The 20,143-nt window shown below is 67.4% G+C and carries 10 protein-coding genes and 1 pseudogene; 6 read left to right on the top strand and 5 right to left on the bottom strand.

Going from position 1 to position 20,143, the window contains the following annotated elements; all coding sequences use genetic code 11:
• Window positions 1-9: 9 nt before the first annotated feature.
• Entirely contained in the window at window positions 10-1,185 is a 1,176-nt protein-coding gene (locus tag ACGFQC_RS14320) for a GTP-binding protein (RefSeq protein WP_363087761.1), read from the bottom strand.
• Window positions 1,186-1,191: 6 nt separating this feature from the next.
• Complete coding sequence (gene rpmF, locus ACGFQC_RS14315) at window positions 1,192-1,362, bottom strand: 50S ribosomal protein L32 (protein WP_181658604.1); 171 nt, start codon at window positions 1,360-1,362, stop codon at window positions 1,192-1,194.
• A 655-nt stretch (window positions 1,363-2,017) separates the two neighbouring features.
• On the opposite strand from rpmF, the gene ACGFQC_RS14310 reads away from it, so the two are divergent.
• Window positions 2,018-3,154 (top strand): tyrosine-type recombinase/integrase, encoded by a 1,137-nt coding sequence (locus ACGFQC_RS14310; RefSeq protein WP_363087762.1) that lies wholly within the window; start codon window positions 2,018-2,020, stop codon window positions 3,152-3,154.
• A gap of 753 nt (window positions 3,155-3,907) precedes the next feature.
• Here ACGFQC_RS14310 and ACGFQC_RS14305 read toward each other — a convergent pair.
• Window positions 3,908-4,030, bottom strand: coding sequence for a hypothetical protein (locus ACGFQC_RS14305; protein ID WP_363087763.1), 123 nt, complete (start codon window positions 4,028-4,030; stop codon window positions 3,908-3,910).
• 421 nt (window positions 4,031-4,451) lie between these two features.
• Here ACGFQC_RS14305 and ACGFQC_RS14300 point away from each other — a divergent pair.
• Window positions 4,452-4,679, top strand: a pseudogene (locus tag ACGFQC_RS14300) (integrase core domain-containing protein); the annotation flags it as partial.
• A gap of 307 nt (window positions 4,680-4,986) precedes the next feature.
• On the opposite strand, the gene ACGFQC_RS14295 reads toward ACGFQC_RS14300, so the two are convergent.
• Window positions 4,987-8,577, bottom strand: a complete 3,591-nt coding sequence (locus tag ACGFQC_RS14295) for a DNRLRE domain-containing protein (protein WP_363087764.1) — start codon at window positions 8,575-8,577, stop codon at window positions 4,987-4,989.
• Between the two features lie 466 nt (window positions 8,578-9,043).
• On the opposite strand from ACGFQC_RS14295, the gene ACGFQC_RS14290 reads away from it, so the two are divergent.
• Both ACGFQC_RS14290 and ACGFQC_RS14285 read left to right on the top strand, forming a co-directional pair.
• Window positions 9,044-16,204, top strand: a complete 7,161-nt coding sequence (locus ACGFQC_RS14290) for a ricin-type beta-trefoil lectin domain protein (RefSeq protein WP_363087765.1) — start codon at window positions 9,044-9,046, stop codon at window positions 16,202-16,204.
• A gap of 77 nt (window positions 16,205-16,281) precedes the next feature.
• The gene (locus ACGFQC_RS14285) at window positions 16,282-17,001 is read left to right on the top strand and encodes a hypothetical protein (RefSeq protein WP_363087766.1); all 720 of its coding nucleotides are present in this window, start codon (window positions 16,282-16,284) and stop codon (window positions 16,999-17,001) included.
• Window positions 17,002-17,421: 420 nt separating this feature from the next.
• Here ACGFQC_RS14285 and ACGFQC_RS14280 read toward each other — a convergent pair whose 3' ends face one another.
• The gene (locus tag ACGFQC_RS14280; protein WP_363087767.1) at window positions 17,422-18,702 is read right to left on the bottom strand and encodes an IS701 family transposase; all 1,281 of its coding nucleotides are present in this window, start codon (window positions 18,700-18,702) and stop codon (window positions 17,422-17,424) included.
• Window positions 18,703-18,883: 181 nt separating this feature from the next.
• Between ACGFQC_RS14280 and ACGFQC_RS14275 the strand changes: the two genes are divergently transcribed.
• Both ACGFQC_RS14275 and ACGFQC_RS14270 read left to right on the top strand, forming a co-directional pair.
• Window positions 18,884-19,246, top strand: a complete 363-nt coding sequence (locus ACGFQC_RS14275) for a hypothetical protein (protein WP_363087768.1) — start codon at window positions 18,884-18,886, stop codon at window positions 19,244-19,246.
• Window positions 19,243-19,902, top strand: a complete 660-nt coding sequence (locus ACGFQC_RS14270; RefSeq protein ID WP_363087769.1) for a nucleotidyl transferase AbiEii/AbiGii toxin family protein — start codon at window positions 19,243-19,245, stop codon at window positions 19,900-19,902. Before ACGFQC_RS14275 ends, ACGFQC_RS14270 begins: the two co-directional genes overlap by 4 nt.
• Window positions 19,903-20,143 lie beyond the last annotated feature (241 nt).

Here is a 20,143-nt window from a genome sequence, read left to right as displayed (position 1 = left end):
AGTGCCCCGTCACGGTGGTGAGGGGTCGTGCTCGTGCGCGCAGCTCTCGTCGAAGCCGTAGGTGTCCCAGGCGGGGAAGGGGTCGGAAGCGGGCAAAGCTTCGCCGTCCTGCATGAGGCAGCCGGTCAGGGCAGCCCGCAGCGGCTCCGCGTCCAGCTGCGTTCCGATGAAGACGAGTTCCTGCGCGTAAGGGCTGTCGGTGTCACGAGCAGAGGAAGGCTCGAAACGCGCCACCGAACCGGCCTGCGACCACAGCCCTGTCACACGGGGTCGGCTGGCGAGGGTGAAGAAGCCTTTGGACCTGAGGACCTGCCCGTAGGCGCCGCTGTCCAGTGCCTCCGTCACAAACGTCCACAACCGCCCGGAGTGGAAGGGCGTTCCGGAGCGGAAGACGGTCGAGGAGATGCCGTACTCCTCCGTCTCGGGAACGTGGTCGCCGTTGAGTTCTCTGACCCACCCCGGGGCCTGCTGCGCGCGCTCCAGGTCGAAGCGGCCGGTACCCAGGACCTCGCCGACCGGTACGCGGCCACGCACGGCCGGCACCACGCGGGCGGCGGGGTTGAGCCGTGCCAAGGTGGCCCGGAGCCGGTCGGCGGACACGGCATCGACGAGGTCGAGCTTGTTGAGGACGATGACGTCGGCGAACTCGATCTGGTCCATCAGCAGGTCGCTGACCGTGCGTTCGTCGTCCTCGTACTGGTCCAGGCCCCGTTCGGTCAGTTCGTCGCCGCAGGCCAGCTCGGGCAGGAAGTTGGCGGCGTCCACGACCGTGACCATCGTGTCCAGTCGGGCCACATCGCCGAGGATCGCGCCGTCGTCGCGGGCGAAGGCGAAGGTGGCGGCCACCGGCATGGGCTCGGAGATGCCGGAGGACTCGATGAGGAGGTAGTCGAAGCGCCCCTCGCGCGCCAGCCGGTCAACTTCCTCCAGCAGGTCGTCGCGCAGGGTGCAGCAGATGCACCCGTTGGTCATCTCGACCAGGCGTTCCTCGGTGCGGGACAAAGCGGCCTCGCCGCCGCGCACGAGGGCGGCGTCGATGTTGACCTCGCTCATGTCGTTGACGATGACGGCGACACGCAGACCCTCGCGGTTGCCGAGGACATGGTTGAGCAGAGTGGTCTTTCCGGCACCGAGGAATCCCGACAAAACGGTGACGGGAAGGCGCGCCGAGGGGGCGTAGGACATGTTGGGTCAGCCTTCGGGGCGGAGCAGGCCGCGCTCGTACGCCTTGGCCAGCCGCTGGGGAACGAGGTACGGGACCCCGTCCACCGTGACCGGCACCAGCTGCGGCGTCGTGGCCTTCCACTGCGCGCGACGGTGCCGGGTGTTGCTGCGCGACATCTTGCGTTTGGGTACGGCCATGAGGACCTCCGGGTGCGATCGGTGAGCGAGGCAGACGATACATGAAAATGGATGTCATTACGATCTGCGCTGTCGTGATCTGCCCGGACTCACTGGGGTCCTCGGTGTGACGAAGGAGGGTAAATGGTACGGAGGTGGCGGGTCGCGTGAGTCAGGGGTGTGCTGGTCGACCCTGATCCTTCATCTCGCTGCCGCTGCCCGGTTCTCCACTTGCGTCGGAAAGTTCGGTGCATGACGCCACATCAGGTAAGTCAGCATCTGATCAGCATTGAACAGGGACAGTCTTCTGCCCGTACATCCGGTCGACGGCTTGGCGGTAGTCTCCTCGCGCAGATTGCGCAGGTGAGGAGGCTACTCGCCGCGGTGCATGATGTTGTGCGGAGTCTTCGAGTTGCAGGCATGCCGATGTACAGTGAGCAACGCCCCTGACCTGCAGAAAGCAGGCAGGGAGCCGTCTTCCGGGAGTCCAAAGTGCTGCGTACTCTGTTCAAGTCCAAGATCTAGCGTTTGGGTGTTTCCGCAGGTCAGAGCCCTGATCGCGGCCTCCAGGTCAGCAAACGGTCAGCATCGGACCGGACGGTGTCCGGCTTGCTGACCTGCGTCTACGGCAGGGGCCTTCTGCGCCGCCCATCGCCCTGCTCGGAAGGCTTGATGCGTGGCTCGACAGCTCGCTCGTGGGATGGGGTCCTTCTTCAAGGAGTGCGGTTGTTCCAGGCCGACCCGTTGCCCGCACCCGTACACGATTCGATTCAGGGACGCTCTCGGTAAGCAGCGTGAAGAGGCTGGTTTCGGCACGCAGGACGACGCGATCGAGCGACTGACGCAGATCTACGCGGAGAAAAAGAAGACAGCGCCATCCGTTGCTGAGGCCCGCCGTGAACTCGGTCAGCAGACGGTCGCGGAATACGCGAAGCAGTGGCGGCCCCGGCAGCGGAGGATGACGGAGTACTCCACAGGGTGGCACGTGGACAGCTCCATCAACGTGCACATCATCCCCCGTCTCGGATCAAGAAAGCTGAACTCGGTCACGCCGATCGTGGTCGAGCGTTTCCTGGACGAGTTGGAGGCCGAGGGGGTGGGCCGCGGAAACCAGGTGAACATCTTCCGCACTCTGAAGGCCATCCTGCGGGACGCTTATGGCAAGGGGGCCATGGCGGATGATCCTGTGAAGGGGGTCCAGGAGCCGGAGTACGTCCGTCAGAAGGTGGTCATCCCGTCCCTCGCCTACGTGAAGAAGGTGCTGACTGCCGTTGACGAAGATCTCGCGCTGGAGATCGTCATGATGGTGGGCTGCGGTTTGCGAAACGGGGGAGCCCGGGCAGTGAACGTCAACAACGTTGTGGCGGATGACGTCTACCGGGTGCATGAGCAGATCCACTCCAACACGCACAGGCCGGCGAAGCTGAAGCACCGCAAGGCGGGGGAGTTCCGGGAGGTCCCTCTGCCGCGCTCGGTGCGGGAAGCTATCGAGCGGTACGAGGAGAAGTACGGCACCGCGCAGGAGGGCTATCTTCTGCGTGGTCCGAGCGGCTATTACACGGAGCCGATGGAACGCCGCCGTGTGCAGAAGCTCTTCAAGGACCTGCCTGCAAAGGACGGTGTCGGCATGTACGGCTTCCGACACTACTTCGCCTCGAACGCGCTCGGGAACGGGATACCGATCACCGACGTGGCGGAATGGATGGGCCACAAGTCGATCGAGGAGACGTATCGCACCTACCGGCATCTGATGCCGGGCAGCATCACCAAGGCCGCCCGCATCCTGGATGCCGGTCTGTGGGAAGCCGCCTGAAGGGACTACGGCTGACAGCAGGTGGTGGTACACGGCTCGGGTGTAGTTTGACCAGCGAAAACAGCTCCGATGGCCGCAAACTGCGGACGGCTGGTCCGGATATGGTCCGGACCTTGGTTCGAAGTGTTCGTGGTGATGAGCGCTGCTCGCATGTTGCGCTTGTACGACGACGACGGCCTCGACACTGCTTCGAGACGCGACGACGGGCCGCAGAAGACTGTCCTGACCGGGCTGCACCAAGGCTGGATCCGGCGCCGGCGGAGGCCAGCGGCGGGTTGTTTCTTCGACCCGGCCCTACAACCGTGGCGCTGTCCTCGCAGGACCGCGACGACACCGCGTTGAGAATCGTCCCGTGGGGGCTCGGTTGGCCAAGGCGTCGCGGCGGCGGGTTGATCAGTGCCTCCCGGCCCTGCGACGTCCCCGGGCCGTGGTCGCAGAACCACGGTTCGAAGGGGCGGCTCCGGCGCACTATGGTTGTGAGTGCGCTTCCGCTGCTTTTCGCCATTCGTCGGCAGAGATCCGCTTGGCGTGACCGGGGCTGTTTCCGCAGGTGAGAAACGGACGGTCACGTGCCGTGTGAGGGCTGCCATGGTGAACCGATTGGGATCTGAGAAGGGCATTCGCCCAGCTGAGCTGCCTCAGGCTCGCTGCCCGTGAATTGACCTGGCGGTGTGGGCCCTCCTGGCCTGATGGCGACTCGACCAGGACGCAGCGCCGTGATGACCTATCAGCTGCTGATGCCCCTATTGCCTGTCAAGCGGCTTGGAGCCAGTTGCGGTAGGCGTTGGCGAGGTGGTCGTCTCGGCGGATCCCGCGTTCGAGGGTGGAGATGGTGGCGGGCCAGACTCCGAGGTGCTGGGCCGGCGCCGATGTCATGCTGATGGTGCCTTCCTTGCCGGAGGTGGGCACCGGCCGGGTGGCGCAGACAGGACATTGAAGGGGCTTCTGACCAAGCTCCTACCAGGTCATGTTCCGCCCGGCCGGATCCATGAGAACAGGTCCCGGCGGCCGGACAGAACAGCCGCAGGACAGCCCAGCAGAGCGTCAGTCAGTGCCCGAGTCACGACCACCGGAACCTGAGTATCAGCATCAATGTCAGTGCCCATTGCTACACCCTTTTGTTGGGATGAGCAGCGCTCCGCGGCCCACCGACGGGAGGGGGAAAAGGGGCCTTGACCCAAGCCCGGGAAGTTAGCCTGTTTGTGCTGGTGGCAAGGGCGTTGAGGCTCAGGTCGTGGCTGCGTAGAGGCTGGGTCCGACGAGTATGCAAAGGTTCTCGAAGGGCTGGGCCTTCGCCGGTCGAACCGGAATCTGTTTCGATAACACCATGGCGGAATCGTTCTTCGGGGCATTGAAGAACGAACGTGTATCGCGGGTAACGTACTTGATCTGCGAGGCCGCCCGGCATGACATTACCCGGCACATCGAATTCTGGTACAATCGCGAACGCCTTCACTCGGCCGTCGGCTATCGCCCTCCGCGAGAAGTCCACGTCGAACACGTGAAGTTGCGAGCCGTCGCGTGAAATAGACAGTCAGATCCCTATCCGAAGAACGCGAGGCCCCTCACATCGCCGTTTGCCGAGGAGGCCCTGCTCGTAGACCTCTCCGTTCGAACCGATGCCCTCGACCCCGCCGGGCGACGACGACGCCCCGCCGACCCACGACCCTGACGGCCACCTCGCCCGCACTGGTTTCGACGCTCCATTCGAAATCATCGTCACGGTCGGCGGGGCAGCCTTGACGTGGTGAATACGCAGGCGGGGGACAGACCGGAGCTGCCAGGCACAACGGCTCCGCCCCTCGGGAGGGACGGAGCCGTTCACTGGGGGCTCAGCCGATGGTCATCTTGTTGATCCAGCCCCCTCCGCTCTTGCTCACGATCTCCGTGCCGGAGCCGGACAACTCACTTCGGGAGCCGGCGTAGAAGCGAACCGCGCCGTCGGTGCGGACTGTCCAAATGTCCGGGATGTTGTCGCCGTTGGCGTCGGGTGTGCCGAACAGGAAGCGGATGCTACTGCTGCCCCACCCTGAGGCCCCGTACTGGTCGTCCGTCCCGGTCGCGGAGTTGACGGCCGCTGCGAGGGAGTTGAGGTCGACTCCGCCGCCCGAAGCGGCCGGCTTGCCGGTGCGCAGCAAGAGTCGGCCGGAGACGTCCGTGCGGTAGACCATGTCGGTGATCCCATCGCCGGTCACGTCCTGGACGGTGACGATGTCACGCTCGCTCCACGGCGAGCTGGAGAGCCGGACGGCCTGCTCGATGCTGGCGCCGTTGTAGCCGGTGAAGGCCCAGATTGCGTCGCCGACGGTGAGGAAGAAATCGGTCTTCCCGTCCCCGGTGGCGTCTCCGGCCGCCACGATCTGGGTGATCGTGGAGGGCGCGGGCGCATTCGACGGCAGCAGCACCCGCTGGCGTTTGTCGATGTTGACGGCGCCGTAGCCATCGCCCGGATAGGCCCACAGCGCGTTCTCGCGGACGGCCACGAGATCCTGGAGCCCGTCACCACTGTAGAAGTCACCGAGGTGTGTGATCAAAGTGCTTTTCCAGTACCCGGAGGGTGCGGCGGTGTAAGCGGGAAGGCCGTCGTCGCCGTTGGGGTCCTTGGCGGGGTTGCCCCGGTAGGCGCCCGACATGGAGTAGTCGAGGTCGCCGGTGCCCTTGGCCAGGTCCGTCGTGGACTCGGACGGGTAGAGGCGCAGATTGCCGTTGGCGTCGACCACCATCAGGTCGGGCCGCCGGTCACCGGTGAAGTCGCCCGGTGCGTCGGCCTTGTCCCGCGGGGTCACGTAGAAGAAATACTTGAGCGGCTGTGACACGTTCCCGGCGTCGTCCACCGCCCGCACGTACAGCACGTTCGGTCCGGCGAGCGGCGGCTTCACGTTCGACACGGAGGTCGTCGTGCTGGTTGCGGCACCGTTGGTGCGGTTTGCCGAGAAGGGGTACGACGCCTGATTGAAACCGTACTCGTAGCGGACCACGTCCGTCTGCCGGGCCCGGAAGCCGAAGGTGCCTGCCGTGCCGAAGGCGACCGTGCTCCACTTCGAGTCTTCGGGTGCGTTCCCGAATCCGTTGTCGGCCGCGTCGGCGTCCGGGAACTGCGTCGAAGACGCGAGCGGCGGCGACGGCTTGGAGGTGTCGTACACGAAGCGGCACGGGATCTTGCTGTGCGAGTAGGCGGAGGCGGCGCCATATTTGTCGACCGCCTTGGCACGCCACGAGTACGTCGTGCCGTTGACCAACTTCAGGCCGGTGCTGCCCGTCGAGAACGGATCGGTGTGCACGCGCGCGGAACTGTTCTGGCTGCCGACCGACACTTTGCCCTTGCCGCCGAGCAGATTGGCCGTGCTGCCGCCCGTCTGCCACAGCTCGAAGTTCACGGAGGCGAGGTTGCCGTCCTTGTCGGAGCTGTTGGCCCAGAAGGTCAGCGATGACGCCCCGACATTGATGTACGGCGACGTGGTGTCACAGCTTAGGTCCGGGTCGAGGTCAAGGCTGCTCGGGGTGGCAGGCGGCCGGTTGTACGACAGGTCGACGTACGGATCGTTGCCGCCGTTGGCCTGGAACTTCTTCCACGAGTACTGAGAGTTCTCGTCGGAGGCGCGCATTCCGATCGTCATCGTCTTCCAGCCGCCCGCGACGGCCTTCGCCGCGCTCGTCTTGACGTCGAAGACGACGTACTCGTCCGGACACGAACTGGACTTCCAGCCGTGCGCGAAACTGCCTCCGCCGATCTTGTTTCCGCTGTTCATCGCCGGGGCGTTCTTCCAGTTCGTCTTCGAACTGATCGTTCCGGTGAGATGGACGGTCATGGCGCGGGCGCTGCACGACCAGGAGTACGTCTCCAGGGCACGCAGCTTGGCGCTGTGCACCGTGGAGCCCTTGAGGTCTGGGTCCCAGTCGATGCTGAAGAAGGACCGCGAGGTTCCCCACGTGTCCGATTCGAATCCGACACGTGCCTCGTCGGTACCGCCCCGGTTGAAATTCTTGCCGTTGTAGAAGGTGGCGTTGGGGTGGCGGCTGTAGGCGGTCGTCCAGTCATTGGTGTGCTTTTTGATCGACGGATCGACGAAGACGGGGTACACGGTTGTCGGATCGGCGAGAAACGCCTGGTCCGGGCTGAACACCCAGGTGCCAGCCTCCAGGTCGACGTCCACGAGCGAGCCGTGGGAGTCGGGCTGCGGGCCGTTGACGCCGGACAGCGAGAGCGTGGCGGCGGCACCGGTCTGGGAGGGCAGCGGGCTCGGCTCAGGCGGTACGGGCGGTGAGGTGCCCTCCATCTCTGCAACGACCGAGGGATCGGCTGCCTCGTCGGTCGCCGTCGGCAGCGTCTCAGGAGTGAGGTCCTCCTGATCGGTGTCGGCCATCTCGTCGGTCGGCTCGGGCGACTCGGACGGCTCCTCCTCCGGACTGCCGGTGACGTTCGGCTCGGAAGGGATGACCTCGGGGGCGGTCGGTGAGGCGCTGCTGCCCGCCTGGCCGTCGGTGAGGGCCGGGGTGCCGGCACTGTCCCACATCAGCGGTGTCGGCGCTTCCGCTATGTCGGCGCCGTTCGTGTCGGTGGCCGAGACGATGCCGGTGGCCGGGTCGAGCGCGAAGTCCAGGTCGGAGGAGCTGAGACCGTACGCCAGGCGTGCCACGCGCGGGTCGGTCGCGGCCTGACGGTTCTTGACGACGAGGAGCTGTGCGAACCCGCCGTCGGCCGCCGTCAGGACGAGGTCGGCACCGGGCAGGATCTCCGGGTACAGGGCGCGCGGTCCGTCTATGACAGGGGCCGGCACGGCGTCAGGCCAGGTCAGCATGATGTCATGACCGTCCACCGTGAGCGTCACCAGCGGGTTCGCGGCGGCACTGGTGGTGGAAGCGTTCACGGCGCTACCGGGCAGTGGGACCCGGCGGAGAGCGGAGCGGTCAGCGTGCTGGTCGGCGGACCCACTCGCACCGGCGTCCGAGCCCGTGGACCTGTTGGCGTACGAAGCAACCTGGGCGCTCCTTGAGCCCGACGGCTTGCCCGCACCGCCCGAGAAGACCATGCCCACGTTGGTCGCCCTGGGTGCCCAACCGCCGTCCACGCGGCGCAGATCCGTGCTGATGGCCTTCCAGACCCCATCCACTTCCGCCCGAATCGGGCTCGCGTGGATCCGGCGCTGGAGCAGTCCGTCCGGGCGCGCCCAGGTCGTCGCGTATGCGGTGCGCAGCGCGGTTGCCTCGACGGCCTTCCTGGTCTTCTTGGCGCGTGCGGCGGCGCCCGTCTCCGTCAGCGGCGCCGCCTGGTGGGCGTCGGCGGGACGGCGCGGCGGATCCTCCTGGTCAGTCCCGCTCAGCGCGAAGACCGTGAGGCCGGACGCTGTGATGACAGCGGCGGTGACGGCCGCGACCGGTCGGCGCGCGGGCGAGCGGCGCCATCGGCTCCATCGGCTCGGCATGAGAATTCCCTTTCCCCCTGTGAAACAGCTGCGACGACAGCCGACAGATCATGGCTCAGCTCCGGGAGGGCGTCACCTGGCGTTGTGGCGCGTACGGAGTCGGGCGGCGTGCGGAGTCAAGCGCCGTTCACGGCCCGGAAACGGACCGCTCCGCCTGTCCGAGGGGCGCACAGATACCCATTCGGTGCACAACAGGACACGTGCAGAGGGTATTTGGGAAGGACGGTGAGTGAGTACGTGACACGTCCTGAAGGTAAAGAAGATGGTCACAAGGGCGATTAGCGGCATGGGTGGTCTTTGGCATAACTGGCGTTACAGTAGGCCGGTTTACTTCGGTGATGATCATCACGTGATTGCAGGTTGCCTGTTTTTTCTTCACAAGTGCCCCACAGAATCAAGCCGTTCGCTGGCCGCACCTGCGCACTATCAGGGTGCGGCCTTTTGCCGCCCCGGGGGGACCTCGTCCGTGTCTGTTTTCCTGTCCGCGCGCCGCGCTCGCCGTGCTCCCCTGCGCTCCGCGATGGTGCCCGTCGTCGGGGCGGCCCTGCTCGTCGGGCTGATGCCGTTGACGGCCTCGGCCCAGCCGCCAAATCCCGAGTCGGCCGAAGTCGCGCGCGAGGACGTGTCGTTGGAGGAGATCCCGGCCGAGCAGCGGGTCGCTGGCAGCACGCACGACGCCGGACTCGACAGCATCGGGGCCGCCCCGCCCGCCGACCTGGAGCAGGCTCCGGCCGGCACCGTCACCCCGCCCACGGGTGGTACCGACTCGGTCACCTTCGGTGCCGCGGGCACACAACAGGTCAGCGCGCGGGCCGCCACCGGTACCGCCGCCCTCGAACCCGTCGGCACCCTGCCCGTGAAGCTCGGCCAGGCACCCGGCGCCGCTCTGCCCACCGGGACCTGGCAGGTCGGCGTCTCCCCACGCACCGCCCCCGAGGCCGACGGCATCGACGGTGTGCTTGTCACGGTCACCGCCCCCGCCACCGGCTCGGTTCCCGTCTCGGTGCAGCTCGACTACAAGGCGTACCAGAACCTCTACGGCGCCGACTGGGCCTCCCGGCTCGTCTTCGTGCAGTTCCCCGAGTGCTACCGCACGACCCCCGACGTCGAGGAGTGCCGGGCTTACGAGGAGCTGGAGACGGTCAATGACACCAGCGCCAAGATCCTGACCGCCACCGTCGACACCGCCGCCGACGGGACGGTGACGCCCGCCTCGGCGACCGCGTCCCCGGTATCCGGCACCGGCGCCGTCCAGGCCGCTTACCGCACCGGCGCCAGGCAAGCGGCGGCCGGCGGTGACAATGCCGTGATCGGCGCGGTCGACTCCGGCGCAGGCGAGGGCGGCTCCTTCAGGGCGACGCCGCTGGAGTCCAACGGCAAATGGTCGGCGGGCGGCTCGTCCGGTGCCTTCACCTGGTCCTACCCCATCGAGGTTCCGCCCACGCCCGCGGGTCCCGCGCCGGAGATCTCGTTCGACTACAACTCGCAGGGCGTGGACGCGAAGACGTCCACGTCCTCGCCGCAGGCGTCGTGGATCGGCGAGGGCTGGGACTACAATCCGGGTTACATCGAGCGCCGCTACCGCACCTGCAAGGACGACCGCGAGGGCACCACCGCAGGCACCCCTAACAACACGGCGAAGAAGGCCAAGACCTCCGACCTGTGCTGGGTCTCCTACAACGCGGTGATGTCGCTCGGCGGCGCTACGACCGAGCTTGTCCGCATCGGCGAGACCGACCTCTACCGCCCGCAGCACGACGACGGCACCCGCGTCGAGCTGAAGACCGGCGCCACCAACGGCGACAACAACGGAGAGTACTGGGTCGTCACCAAGCGGGACGGCACCGTGTACACCTACGGTCTCAACAAGATCGGCGGCGGTCACGCGGACACGCAGTCCGTCTTCACGGTCCCCGTTTTCGGCAACCACCCCGGCGAGCCCTGCCACGCGGTCGCCTTCGCCGACTCACGCTGCCAGGGCGACACCACCAAGCAGCAGGCATGGCATTGGGGGCTGGACAAGGTCACCGACGTCAACGGCAACGTCATGGTCGTCAACTGGCAGCAGTCGACGAACTACTACGCCGTCAACAAGAAGTTCAAGACGCCTGAGACCTATGTCCGCGGCGGTCTGCCCGACTCCATCGAGTACGGGCTTCGCGAGGGCGCCCTCGGTGCCACCCCGGCCGCAAAGGTCGACTTCCTGCTCCAGCAGCGCTGCCTCCAGGACGCCACCGTCTGCGACTCGGCGAAGTTCGAAGACACCAAGGACCCCGCCTCCTACCGCCCCTGGTGGGACAGCCCCGGCAACCTCAACTGCAAGAGCGACTCCAAGCTGTGCCCAGCCTTTCCGTCCTTCTGGAACCGGTTGCGGCTCGGAGGTATCACCACCTACGCCCAGCGCCCCGGCGTCGCGGGTCTGTCCCAGGTCGACACCTATCTGCTCAACCAGTCCTTCCCGCGCGACTGGTACGACACCTCGCCCGGCCTGTGGCTCAACTCCATCCAGCACTACGGCTTCCGCCCCGGTGACACCAGCGGCACCCTGCTCACCAAATCCGGCGTCAGCTTCCAGCCATACGTGGTCGGCACCGGCTCCGCGCACCCCCTCAGCACGTATCTGAAGGACCAGCAGCTGCCCAACCTGGTAGCCCGCAGTTCCTCCGACCCGCGCCCCGGCTTCACCCGGCCGCGCATCGGCGCCGTCGCCACCGAACACGGCGCCGACATCGAGGTCACGTACAAGGGCGGCTGCCGTGTGCAGCCCGACGTAGTGCCCGAGGACAATCACAGCACCTGCTTCCCCGTCCGCTGGTCGCCCGACGCCGAGGTCGAGAAACCCGCGTTGGCCTGGTTCAACAAGTACGTCGTCCACACTGTGACCGAGACCGACCGGATCACCGGCGTCTCCGCCCGGATGTCGACGCGCTATGACTACTCGGGCGCCGCTTGGGGCAAGAGCGACGACGAATTCAGCAAGCCCGCCCTGCGCACCTACAGCGAGTGGCGCGGTTACCAGCAGGTGGCCACGTCGAAGGGCAACAAGATTTCGGCGGCCCCCGGCCGTCCGCAGACCCAGTCGTACTCGGTCACCCGCTACTTCCGCGGTACGGGCGGCCCGGTCAAGGACTCCACCGGCACCGTCACCCTGGCCGCCGACGACATCGCCCCCTACGCGGGCATGACCGCCGAGACCATCGCGTACACCGGAACCGGCGGCAAGATCGCCAGCCGGGTCCTGAACCGGCCCTGGGCCAAGCAGACCGCCTCCCGCGCGCGCGACGGCGGGCTCGCTCCGCTCACCGCGTACCGCAGCGGCTTCGGACGCAGCGACACCCTGCAGACCCTCGGCAGCAGCTGGCAGGGCGTGCGCACCACCACCGTCGTCGACGACACCTACGGCCTGCCACAACAGGTCGAGTCGGCCATGGTCAAGCCCGACGGCAGCGGCGGTGAAACCCTCAGCGGCCAGAGCTGTGCCAAGACGCTCTACGTGGTCAACGAGGCGGCCAACATCGTCGGCCTGCCCAAGGAGATCCGCACCACCTCCACTTCCTGCGCCGATCACGCCACCGCCGACCCGGCCACTCAGGTGATGAGCGCCGTCCGTACCAGCTACGACGGTGGAGCATGGGGTGCGGCGCCGACCAAGGGCCTGGCCACCACCACGGCGACGCTCAATGACGACGGCTCCGCCTACTCGATCGTCTCCACCACCACCTTCGACCCGCTGGGCCGGGTACGGAAGATCATCGACCCGCTCAAGGGCGTCGCGGAGACCCAGTACACGCCTGGCGACGCCAGCGGCCCGGTCACCGCCATCAAGAAGATCAACCCGAAGGGGCACGCCTCCACCACCACCCTCGATCCCGGCCGCGGCCTGGCCCTGTCGGTGACCGATGTCAACGGGCACGTCTCGCGCATGGAATACGATGCGTTCGGCCGCCTGGTGAAGGGCTGGTCTGCCGACGCCGCGACGCCCGATGTCCTCATCGACTACCAGATGGCGACTGCGACCCCGACCGTCACACAACCCACGGCCGTCACCGTCCGTTCCCTCAAGGACGACGGCGGCTACAGCCGCCAGGTGACCGTCTACGACGGCCTGATGCGCCCCGTGCAGACGCAGGACGAGGCCCACGGTCCCGGCCGGATCGTCCAGGACACCCGTTACGACGACCACGGGCTCGTCTCCGAGCAGACGGGCTCCTATCTCGCCAAGGGCGAGCCGGAGACCGGCCAGTTCAAGCGGGTCAGTGACACCCTGGTGCCCAACCTGGTGCGCAACACGTACGACGGCCTCGGCCGCACGGTGCGCAAGACCACCGTGCACGGCGGCAGCGCCGTCTGGTCCGACACCGTCGAGTACGGCGACAACTGGACCATCTCCCGCCCGGCGGGCGGCGCCTCACCCGCCGTACGCGCCTACTCCGACGCGCACGGCCGGATCACCCGCGTCGACCACTCCACCAACCGCGCCCAGGACGAGTGGCGCACCACCCGCTACTCCTTCGACGCCCGGGGCAACCGCACCCGGATCGAGGACCACGCGGGCAACTTCTGGACGTATACCTACAACACCCGAGGTCTGCTGACCTCCGCCACCGACCCCGACATCGGCAATGCCTCCTTCACCTACGACGCGCTCGGTCGGCAGGCCAGCGCCACCGACTCGCTCCAGCGCACCACGTACACCGAGTACGACGCGATCGGGCGTGTCCTGAACGTCCGTCAGGGCTCCGCGACCGCCGATCCGGTCAAGTCCTTCACGTACGACCTGCCGGGGGCGCTCGGCAAGGCGGCGAGCTCCACCCGGCACGAGGCCGGCGCCGACTGGATCGACCGGATCACTGCCTACGACGACAAATACCGTCCGACCACCCGCGAGATCGTCGTCCCGTCCCAGGCCGGGCCCAAGCTCGCCGGCACCTACACCTACCGCTACGCGTACACCCAAAGCGGCAAGCAGCTCTCGGTCAGCGTGCCCGCGATCGGTGGTCTGGCCGCTGAGAAGGTCATCACCCGCTACAACGAGGACGGTCTGGCCGAGTCCACCTCCGGTTTGAGCTGGTACACCTCCGACGTCACCTACTCCGCATACGGCGAGCCCCTGCGGACCGTGAGCGGGCCGCAGCCCTACCGGGTGTGGACCACCAACTTCATCGACCAGGAGACGGGCCGCCTCCAGCGGACCGTCTGGGATCGTGAGACCGCTTCTTCGCACCGTATCTCCGACTCCTACTACTCCTGGGACCGCGCTGGCAACCTCACATCGGCGGCCCGTAGGCAGACTGACGGCACTACGTCCACCTGGGACAACCAGTGCTTCACCTACGACTACCTCGGTGAGCTGGTCCACGCCTGGACCTCCGGTCTCGCCGTGACCGCCGCCACCGGCTGCAAGTCCGCCTCCGGCACCGCCTGGGGTTACCGCAGCGATGGCCAGAGCAGCTCCGGACCCATCGCCGAGGCACCCGCCGCCGCGCCCGACGCCGAGATGCAGGAGTCCCTCGACGCCGCGGCCCCCGCCACCGGGTCGGTCGCTGGCGCCGCCGGTTCCTACTACCAGTCCTTCACCTTCGACGCCGTCGGCAACCGGACATCTCTCACCGACCACGACCCGGCGAATTCTGCCCTGGACGTCCGTACCGGCTACGGCTACGGCAAGACCGTGGCGGGCAACGGTACGAGCGCCCCCACCCTCACCCAGCCGCACCTGCTCAGCAAGGTCGACCTGCCCACCGGCACCGACCCCGGGTACGTCAACGACGCCACCGGCAACACCACCGAGCGTCACCTCACCGGCGGCGACCAGATCCTGGACTGGAACGCCGAGAACAAGCTCGCCTCGGTCACCGGTACGGGCGATGGCGCCGGACCGATCACCGGCCTGAACGGCAAGTGCATCGACCTCCAGAGCAACGCCCTCACGGACGGCACCCCGCTCCAGCTCCACGGCTGCAACAGCACGTCCGCGCAGGCGTGGCAGACCACCGGTGACACCCTGCGTATCCGCGGCAAGTGCGCCACCGTCAACGGCACCCTCGTCCAGCTCGCCGCCTGCAACGGCAGCACCACCCAGAAGTTCACGCTGCGCACCACCGACAAGGCTTTCGTGCACGCGGCGACCGGCAAGTGCCTGGCCGTGCCCGGCGGAACAGACACCGACGGCACCGACCTCCAGGTCGCCACCTGCGCCACCGGCGCCGCTCAGCAGTGGGCGCTCGCCGACCGCACCACATACGTCTACGACGCGGGCGGCAACCGCATCCTCCAGAAGTCCGCGGCCGGTACCACCCTGTTCCTGGGCGAGACCGAGGTCACCACGGACCCCAAGGGCAATCCGATCAAGGCCAGCCGGATCTACCAGCATCCCGGCGCCCCCTCCGTCGTCCGGGTCAGCAAGAACGGTGGCTCCGACCACGTCCTGAGCGTGCTGCTCAACGACACCGTCGGCACGGCCACCACCTCTGTGGAGCAGAGCACCGGCCAGCCCGTCACCCGCCGCGCCTTCAAGCCGTACGGCGAGGTGCGCGGCACCCGGCCCGAGACCTGGCCCAACGCACGCAGCTACCTCAGCACCGGCATCGACGACACCTACTCCGGACTCACCCACATCGGCGCCCGCGAGTACGACCAGTCGAGCGGACGCTTCCTTTCCGCCGACCCCGTGGTCGACTTCGCGGACCCGCTCCAGATCAACGGCTACGCCTATGCCAACAACAACCCGATCACCAAGAGCGACCCCGACGGGCTCCAGCCCGCCGAGTGCTGGGAAGGCACTGCCGTCTGCCGCGGCGGACGCATCATCAGGCTCAAGAACGACGACGTGAAGCCAGCCAACGCGCTCACGGAGACGACGGTCTCCAAGGGAGGCAAGAGCTATCGCGTCATCTACGACGACCGAGGCGTCCCGCATACGGTCGGCTCACCCGGGAAGATCAAATCGGAGCGCGTCGCGATCGAGTTCATGAACGATGACCTGCGCTCGTCGCTCAACCTGTATGACCCGAAGACCGGTAACGGCAGTGAGTACCTCTGGCAGGACGACAACGGAGTGCTCCCCAAGAAGGGCTTGGTCCACGACGCGAACGGTAACCACCGGGTGGCCGGCACCACTGCCGACTTCATCAAGGTCACCTGGAAGAACGGCAAGATCGTGGACGTGGAGACTTGGGACTCTAACGAGTCCACGCGCGCCGTCAGCGCGGAGTCCGTCGACTCCATCCAGAAAACCATCAACAACAAGCTCGACATCGAAGGCAAGAAACAGAGCCAGAAAGTCGTCTTCGTCGCCCACAGCATGGAACAGGCCAGGGCCGTCGCGGACAAGTTCGTCGGCAACGCCAATGTCCGAGTGATCTTCGCTGGTGACGGCAAGCCGGGGTCTACGATGTTCGACACCCATATGTCGGGCGGTCTGCGCGGCGGGAACATCTCGGGGACCCCTAAGTCGGGAGGCGGGGGCGAGAGCGGCGGGGGCAAGCGAGGCGGCGGTCTCGGCGGCAAGCTGATGAACGGTGCCGGCATCCTCGGCGACCTGACGTTCATCTGGGAGGGCTTGAAGACACTGGAACGCGGCTGCGACGACGTCGTCGTCTCCTGCGGCCCCCCGCCGACCGCCTGACCGGCGTGGCCTGTCAAGGTGGGCCGAGCAACGCATCACCTGCACCGAGCACGGACTGCACCACAGGAGGGAACACCATGGGCAAACAGCGCATCACCGTCTGTCTGCCGCCTGTCGGCCCTGACGGGCTGAAAGAGGCGATCGGGCAGGCCATGGCCCCCTTCTGGTACGACCGTGAGGACCGTCCCCATCCGGACTGGGTGGGGGAGTGGAGCTACTGGTTCGTCTCCGGGGCGGGCTGTCTCTTCGACGTGCTGCCCGGCCATGAGGACGACCCCCGGCTCGTGCGGTACGACGACTGGACCGACCCCCCCGAGGACCTGCCACCCTCCCGCTGCCACGGCGGCCCGCGCGGCATACTCGACCTCGACACGCCCCGCGCTGCCGAGACCCGTCGCGCCGGTGACACCTGGACGGCGTACCACGCCTTTGCCGACCGTTACCCGCCCGCGCTGCCCTTCCACCACTTCGCCGAGCGGGCCGCCACTTCCCAGGCGCCCGAACAGGCCAGGGAGGCGGCCGTGGCCGCCTTCCGCGAACAGCCTCTGATCAGGGCGATCGAGGCTGACCCCGCCCTGGAGGAGCGGTTCACCTCGGACCCCGCCCTCCACTTCGACGAGGACCTAGAGACGTACGTGGCCTGCCATGTAGCTGCCGTGCTACCCACCCCCGCCTTGCTCACCCTCGACGGGCGGTGGGTGGAAGGCGGCGGACCCGACTACAAACGGATGTTCAACGCCTACCTGGACGGCCTGCCCGCCGACACAATGGTCGTGCGGGTGCTCTACCACTCGTGACCGAGCAAGGTCATGGGCGGTACGGCGCGAGTCGGCATGGCGGGCAGGGGGGAGTACCGGCTCCTCCGTGCCCTGCGGCTCCTGTGCCTGCCCGATCCGTGTAATTTACCCGTGGGCGGGGGCAGGCCATCTTCGCACCGGAGTACGGGCTGGTTGGCGTCGATCGAATGGCCGCAGGCCGCGGGCAGGTTCTTCGTCTGCTGGTGGTACACCTGCCCACACGACTCTGACCGGCACGAACAGGTGGTTGAAAGTCCAGACTCAGAGCCACTGGCCCGTGTATGGTCCGGATCTTGGTCTTGGGGCGCCCTCCGCGAGCTGCGCTAGTAGGACTCCGTTAGGTCTGTCTCGGTCTTGATGTCGTGTGTGGCCTGCTGGGCAGGGGCTGGTGGCAGGTGGTGCAGATGCCGGTCCAGCACCTCAGGATGCCCTGGAGGGCGTCGAGGGTCTGGTAGAGGGTGAGTCCGGTGTGGGTGCTTTTGGGGCCAGCCGCTGTTCGGTGAGAAATGCGTGGGCGGCGGTCACGAGGGTGACGTGGTGGTGCCAGCCGGGCCAGGAGCGGCCTTCGAAGTGGTCCAGGCCCAGGCCGTGTTTGAGTTCGCGGTAGTCGTGCTCGATGCGCCAGCGGACCTTGGCCAGGCGGACCAGGTCCGTGATCGGGGTGTCGGCGGGCAGGTTGGACAGCCAGTAGTCGGTGGGCGCCTCGGCGTCCTCGGGCCACTCGATCAGCAGCCAGCATTCGGGCAGCACCCCGTCCCACGAGCCCTGTGCGGCCGAGGCGGCGGCCCGGATGGGACGCTCGACGGCCTTGCCGGCCGGGCGGACGCGCACGGCGGCGAAGCGGGACCGTAACTCTCCTCGCGAGCCCTGCCGCCAGGTGAGGGAGGTGAACGCTTCCTGTCCGAGTTCGGCGGCCAGGGCCGCCACCGAGGGGGCCCGGTGGCGGTAGCGGGGCTGGGGCCGGCAGCCGACCGGGCCCTTGCGCTCCGGGGCCGCGGGCTTCACGTCGAACGGATGGGCGCTCACGTCCGCGCGGACGGCCAGCACATAGTCGATCCCCCGCTCTGCGAGGCCGGCCCGCAGGTTGGCATTGGCGCCGTAGGCGGCATCGGCCACCACGGCCGGCGGGCGCATGCCCCAGTCCGCCAGTGTGTCGAGCATGTCCAGAGCCAGCCGCCACTTCTCGCGGTGCCCGACCTCGGACGGAACCCGGGCAAGGGCTCGGCGGTCGGTGTCCGCGGCCCACTCCTTGGGCAGGAACAGTCGCCACTGCAGCGGGCAGGAGGCGGTGTCGCTGGCGGCGTGGACGCTGACCGCGACCTGACAGTTGGCGCGTTTGCCCAGGGCCCCGCAGTACTGCGGGGCCACCCCGGCCGACATCCGGCCGTCCTTGGGCACCGACACGTCGTCGATCACCCAGGCCGTCGAACTGATCAGCGCCAGCATGCGCTCGCAGATTCGCCGCTGCACCGGCACCGGATCCCAGGTGGACTGGTTCACGAACTGCTGCAGGTTCTGTTCGTTGCCGTCCGCCATCCTCGAGGCCATCGCCTGGATCGACTTGCGGCGGCCGTCCAGCATCAGTCCCCGCAGGTAGCAGTCGCCCTTGGCCCGCTGGTCCTTGCGCGGCACCGAGGCGAACACATCAGCCACGTACAACGCCAACTTCGCCCGGACACGGTTCACTTCATGTGCGTCCATCCATCCAACATGCCTGAGAACAGGCCGAACCCGAAGACCTAACGGAGTCCTAGTAGGCGAGGTTGCGCTAAGCGCCCACTGGGTGAGATTTCCGAGAAGGGCGGGTGGCCGCCCGACCCGTATGTACGGCAGGGGACCCGTATCCGCCATGCCGCCGCCTCCCAGCAGCGATACTGGATGCATGGACTCGACGATCACCGCCCCCCGCGCCGAAGTACTGCGGGACCGCTACCGCAGCCGACTGCCCGAGCGCTTGCAGGAGCTGGCCGGCCCCGTCGAGGGCGACGTGGACCTGCCGCTCCACATCGTCTGGTCCGGGCGGACCAGCTACAGCCTGGACCGTCCGAAGTCCCGCATGACGCTCTACCGGACCGTCCTCGCCGAAGGACTCCGTGAGGACCTGGTGGCACTCCTGCACCACCGGCTGCTCATCGACCAGTGGCCCGTGCTGCGGCGCTTGATCAGCCCCTACATCCGCGAGGTCTGGGAGGACGCCTTCCCCGAGCTGCTCCGCACCGCTCCGGCCGACACGACCGCCGCGTGAAGCTCACTCCGCTCCACGAGCGTCTCCTCGCCGACATCCTCGACATCGGCTCCCCCTACCCTCTGGTCCTCACCGGCGGATACGCCGTGCAGGCCCACGGTCTGGTCGAACGCTTCAGCCGCGACCTCGACGTCGCCACCGAGAACCCCGCTCCGATGCAGGAGATCGTCGCCTCCCTCACAGCAGGCCTCAGCGCGCGCGGATGGCGGACCACGCACGTCCAGACCGATCCGCTCAGCGGCCGTTTCCTCGTCACCGATCCGGACACCGGCGAGGAGTGCGAGGTCGACGTCCTCAAGGAGGCGTTCTGGGCCCCTCCCGCTCAGACCCCCTACGGCCCTGTTCTTTCCCTCGATGACGTGATCGGCACCAAGGTCCGTGCCCTCGCCGACCGCGGCACCGTCCGCGACCTCATCGACGTCCAGGCTGCCTCCCGCCACCGCTCCACCGCCGACCTCGAAACTCTGGGCCGCCGTCGCGCCCACGACGAGTTCAGCCTTGAAGACCTCCGGGACAGGCTCATCGGCGCGGAGTGGTACGAGGATGAGGACTACACCGCGTACGGGCTCACCTCCCGCCAGATCGACGAACTCAAGGCGTGGGCACTGGAGTGGGCGGAGGATCTGGGTGCGCGGATCCATGACGAGAACGCCTGATAGACGGTCATTGAGTCCGACCCTGCTACTGCCCTTGGAACGGATGTGGTGTAGGCCATCAGGTTCCAACCCGTAGCCGTCCACGGTGGGCGGCTGCCCTACACGGCGGATGTGCAGGGCAGCCGCACGATACCCCGCAGTGGGGACTCACGGCGAAGCCGGGATGCGGTAACGGCGGCTGGATCCACTGACTACCGGCGCTGAATCGGCACGGGACCGGTGCTGTTCCGTCGGTAGACAT

The organism is Streptomyces sp. NPDC048734 (assembly GCF_043198675.1).
In the GTDB taxonomy this organism is placed as follows: Bacteria; Actinomycetota; Actinomycetes; order Streptomycetales; family Streptomycetaceae; genus Streptomyces.
This window is presented reverse-complemented; position numbering and strand designations above follow the sequence as displayed.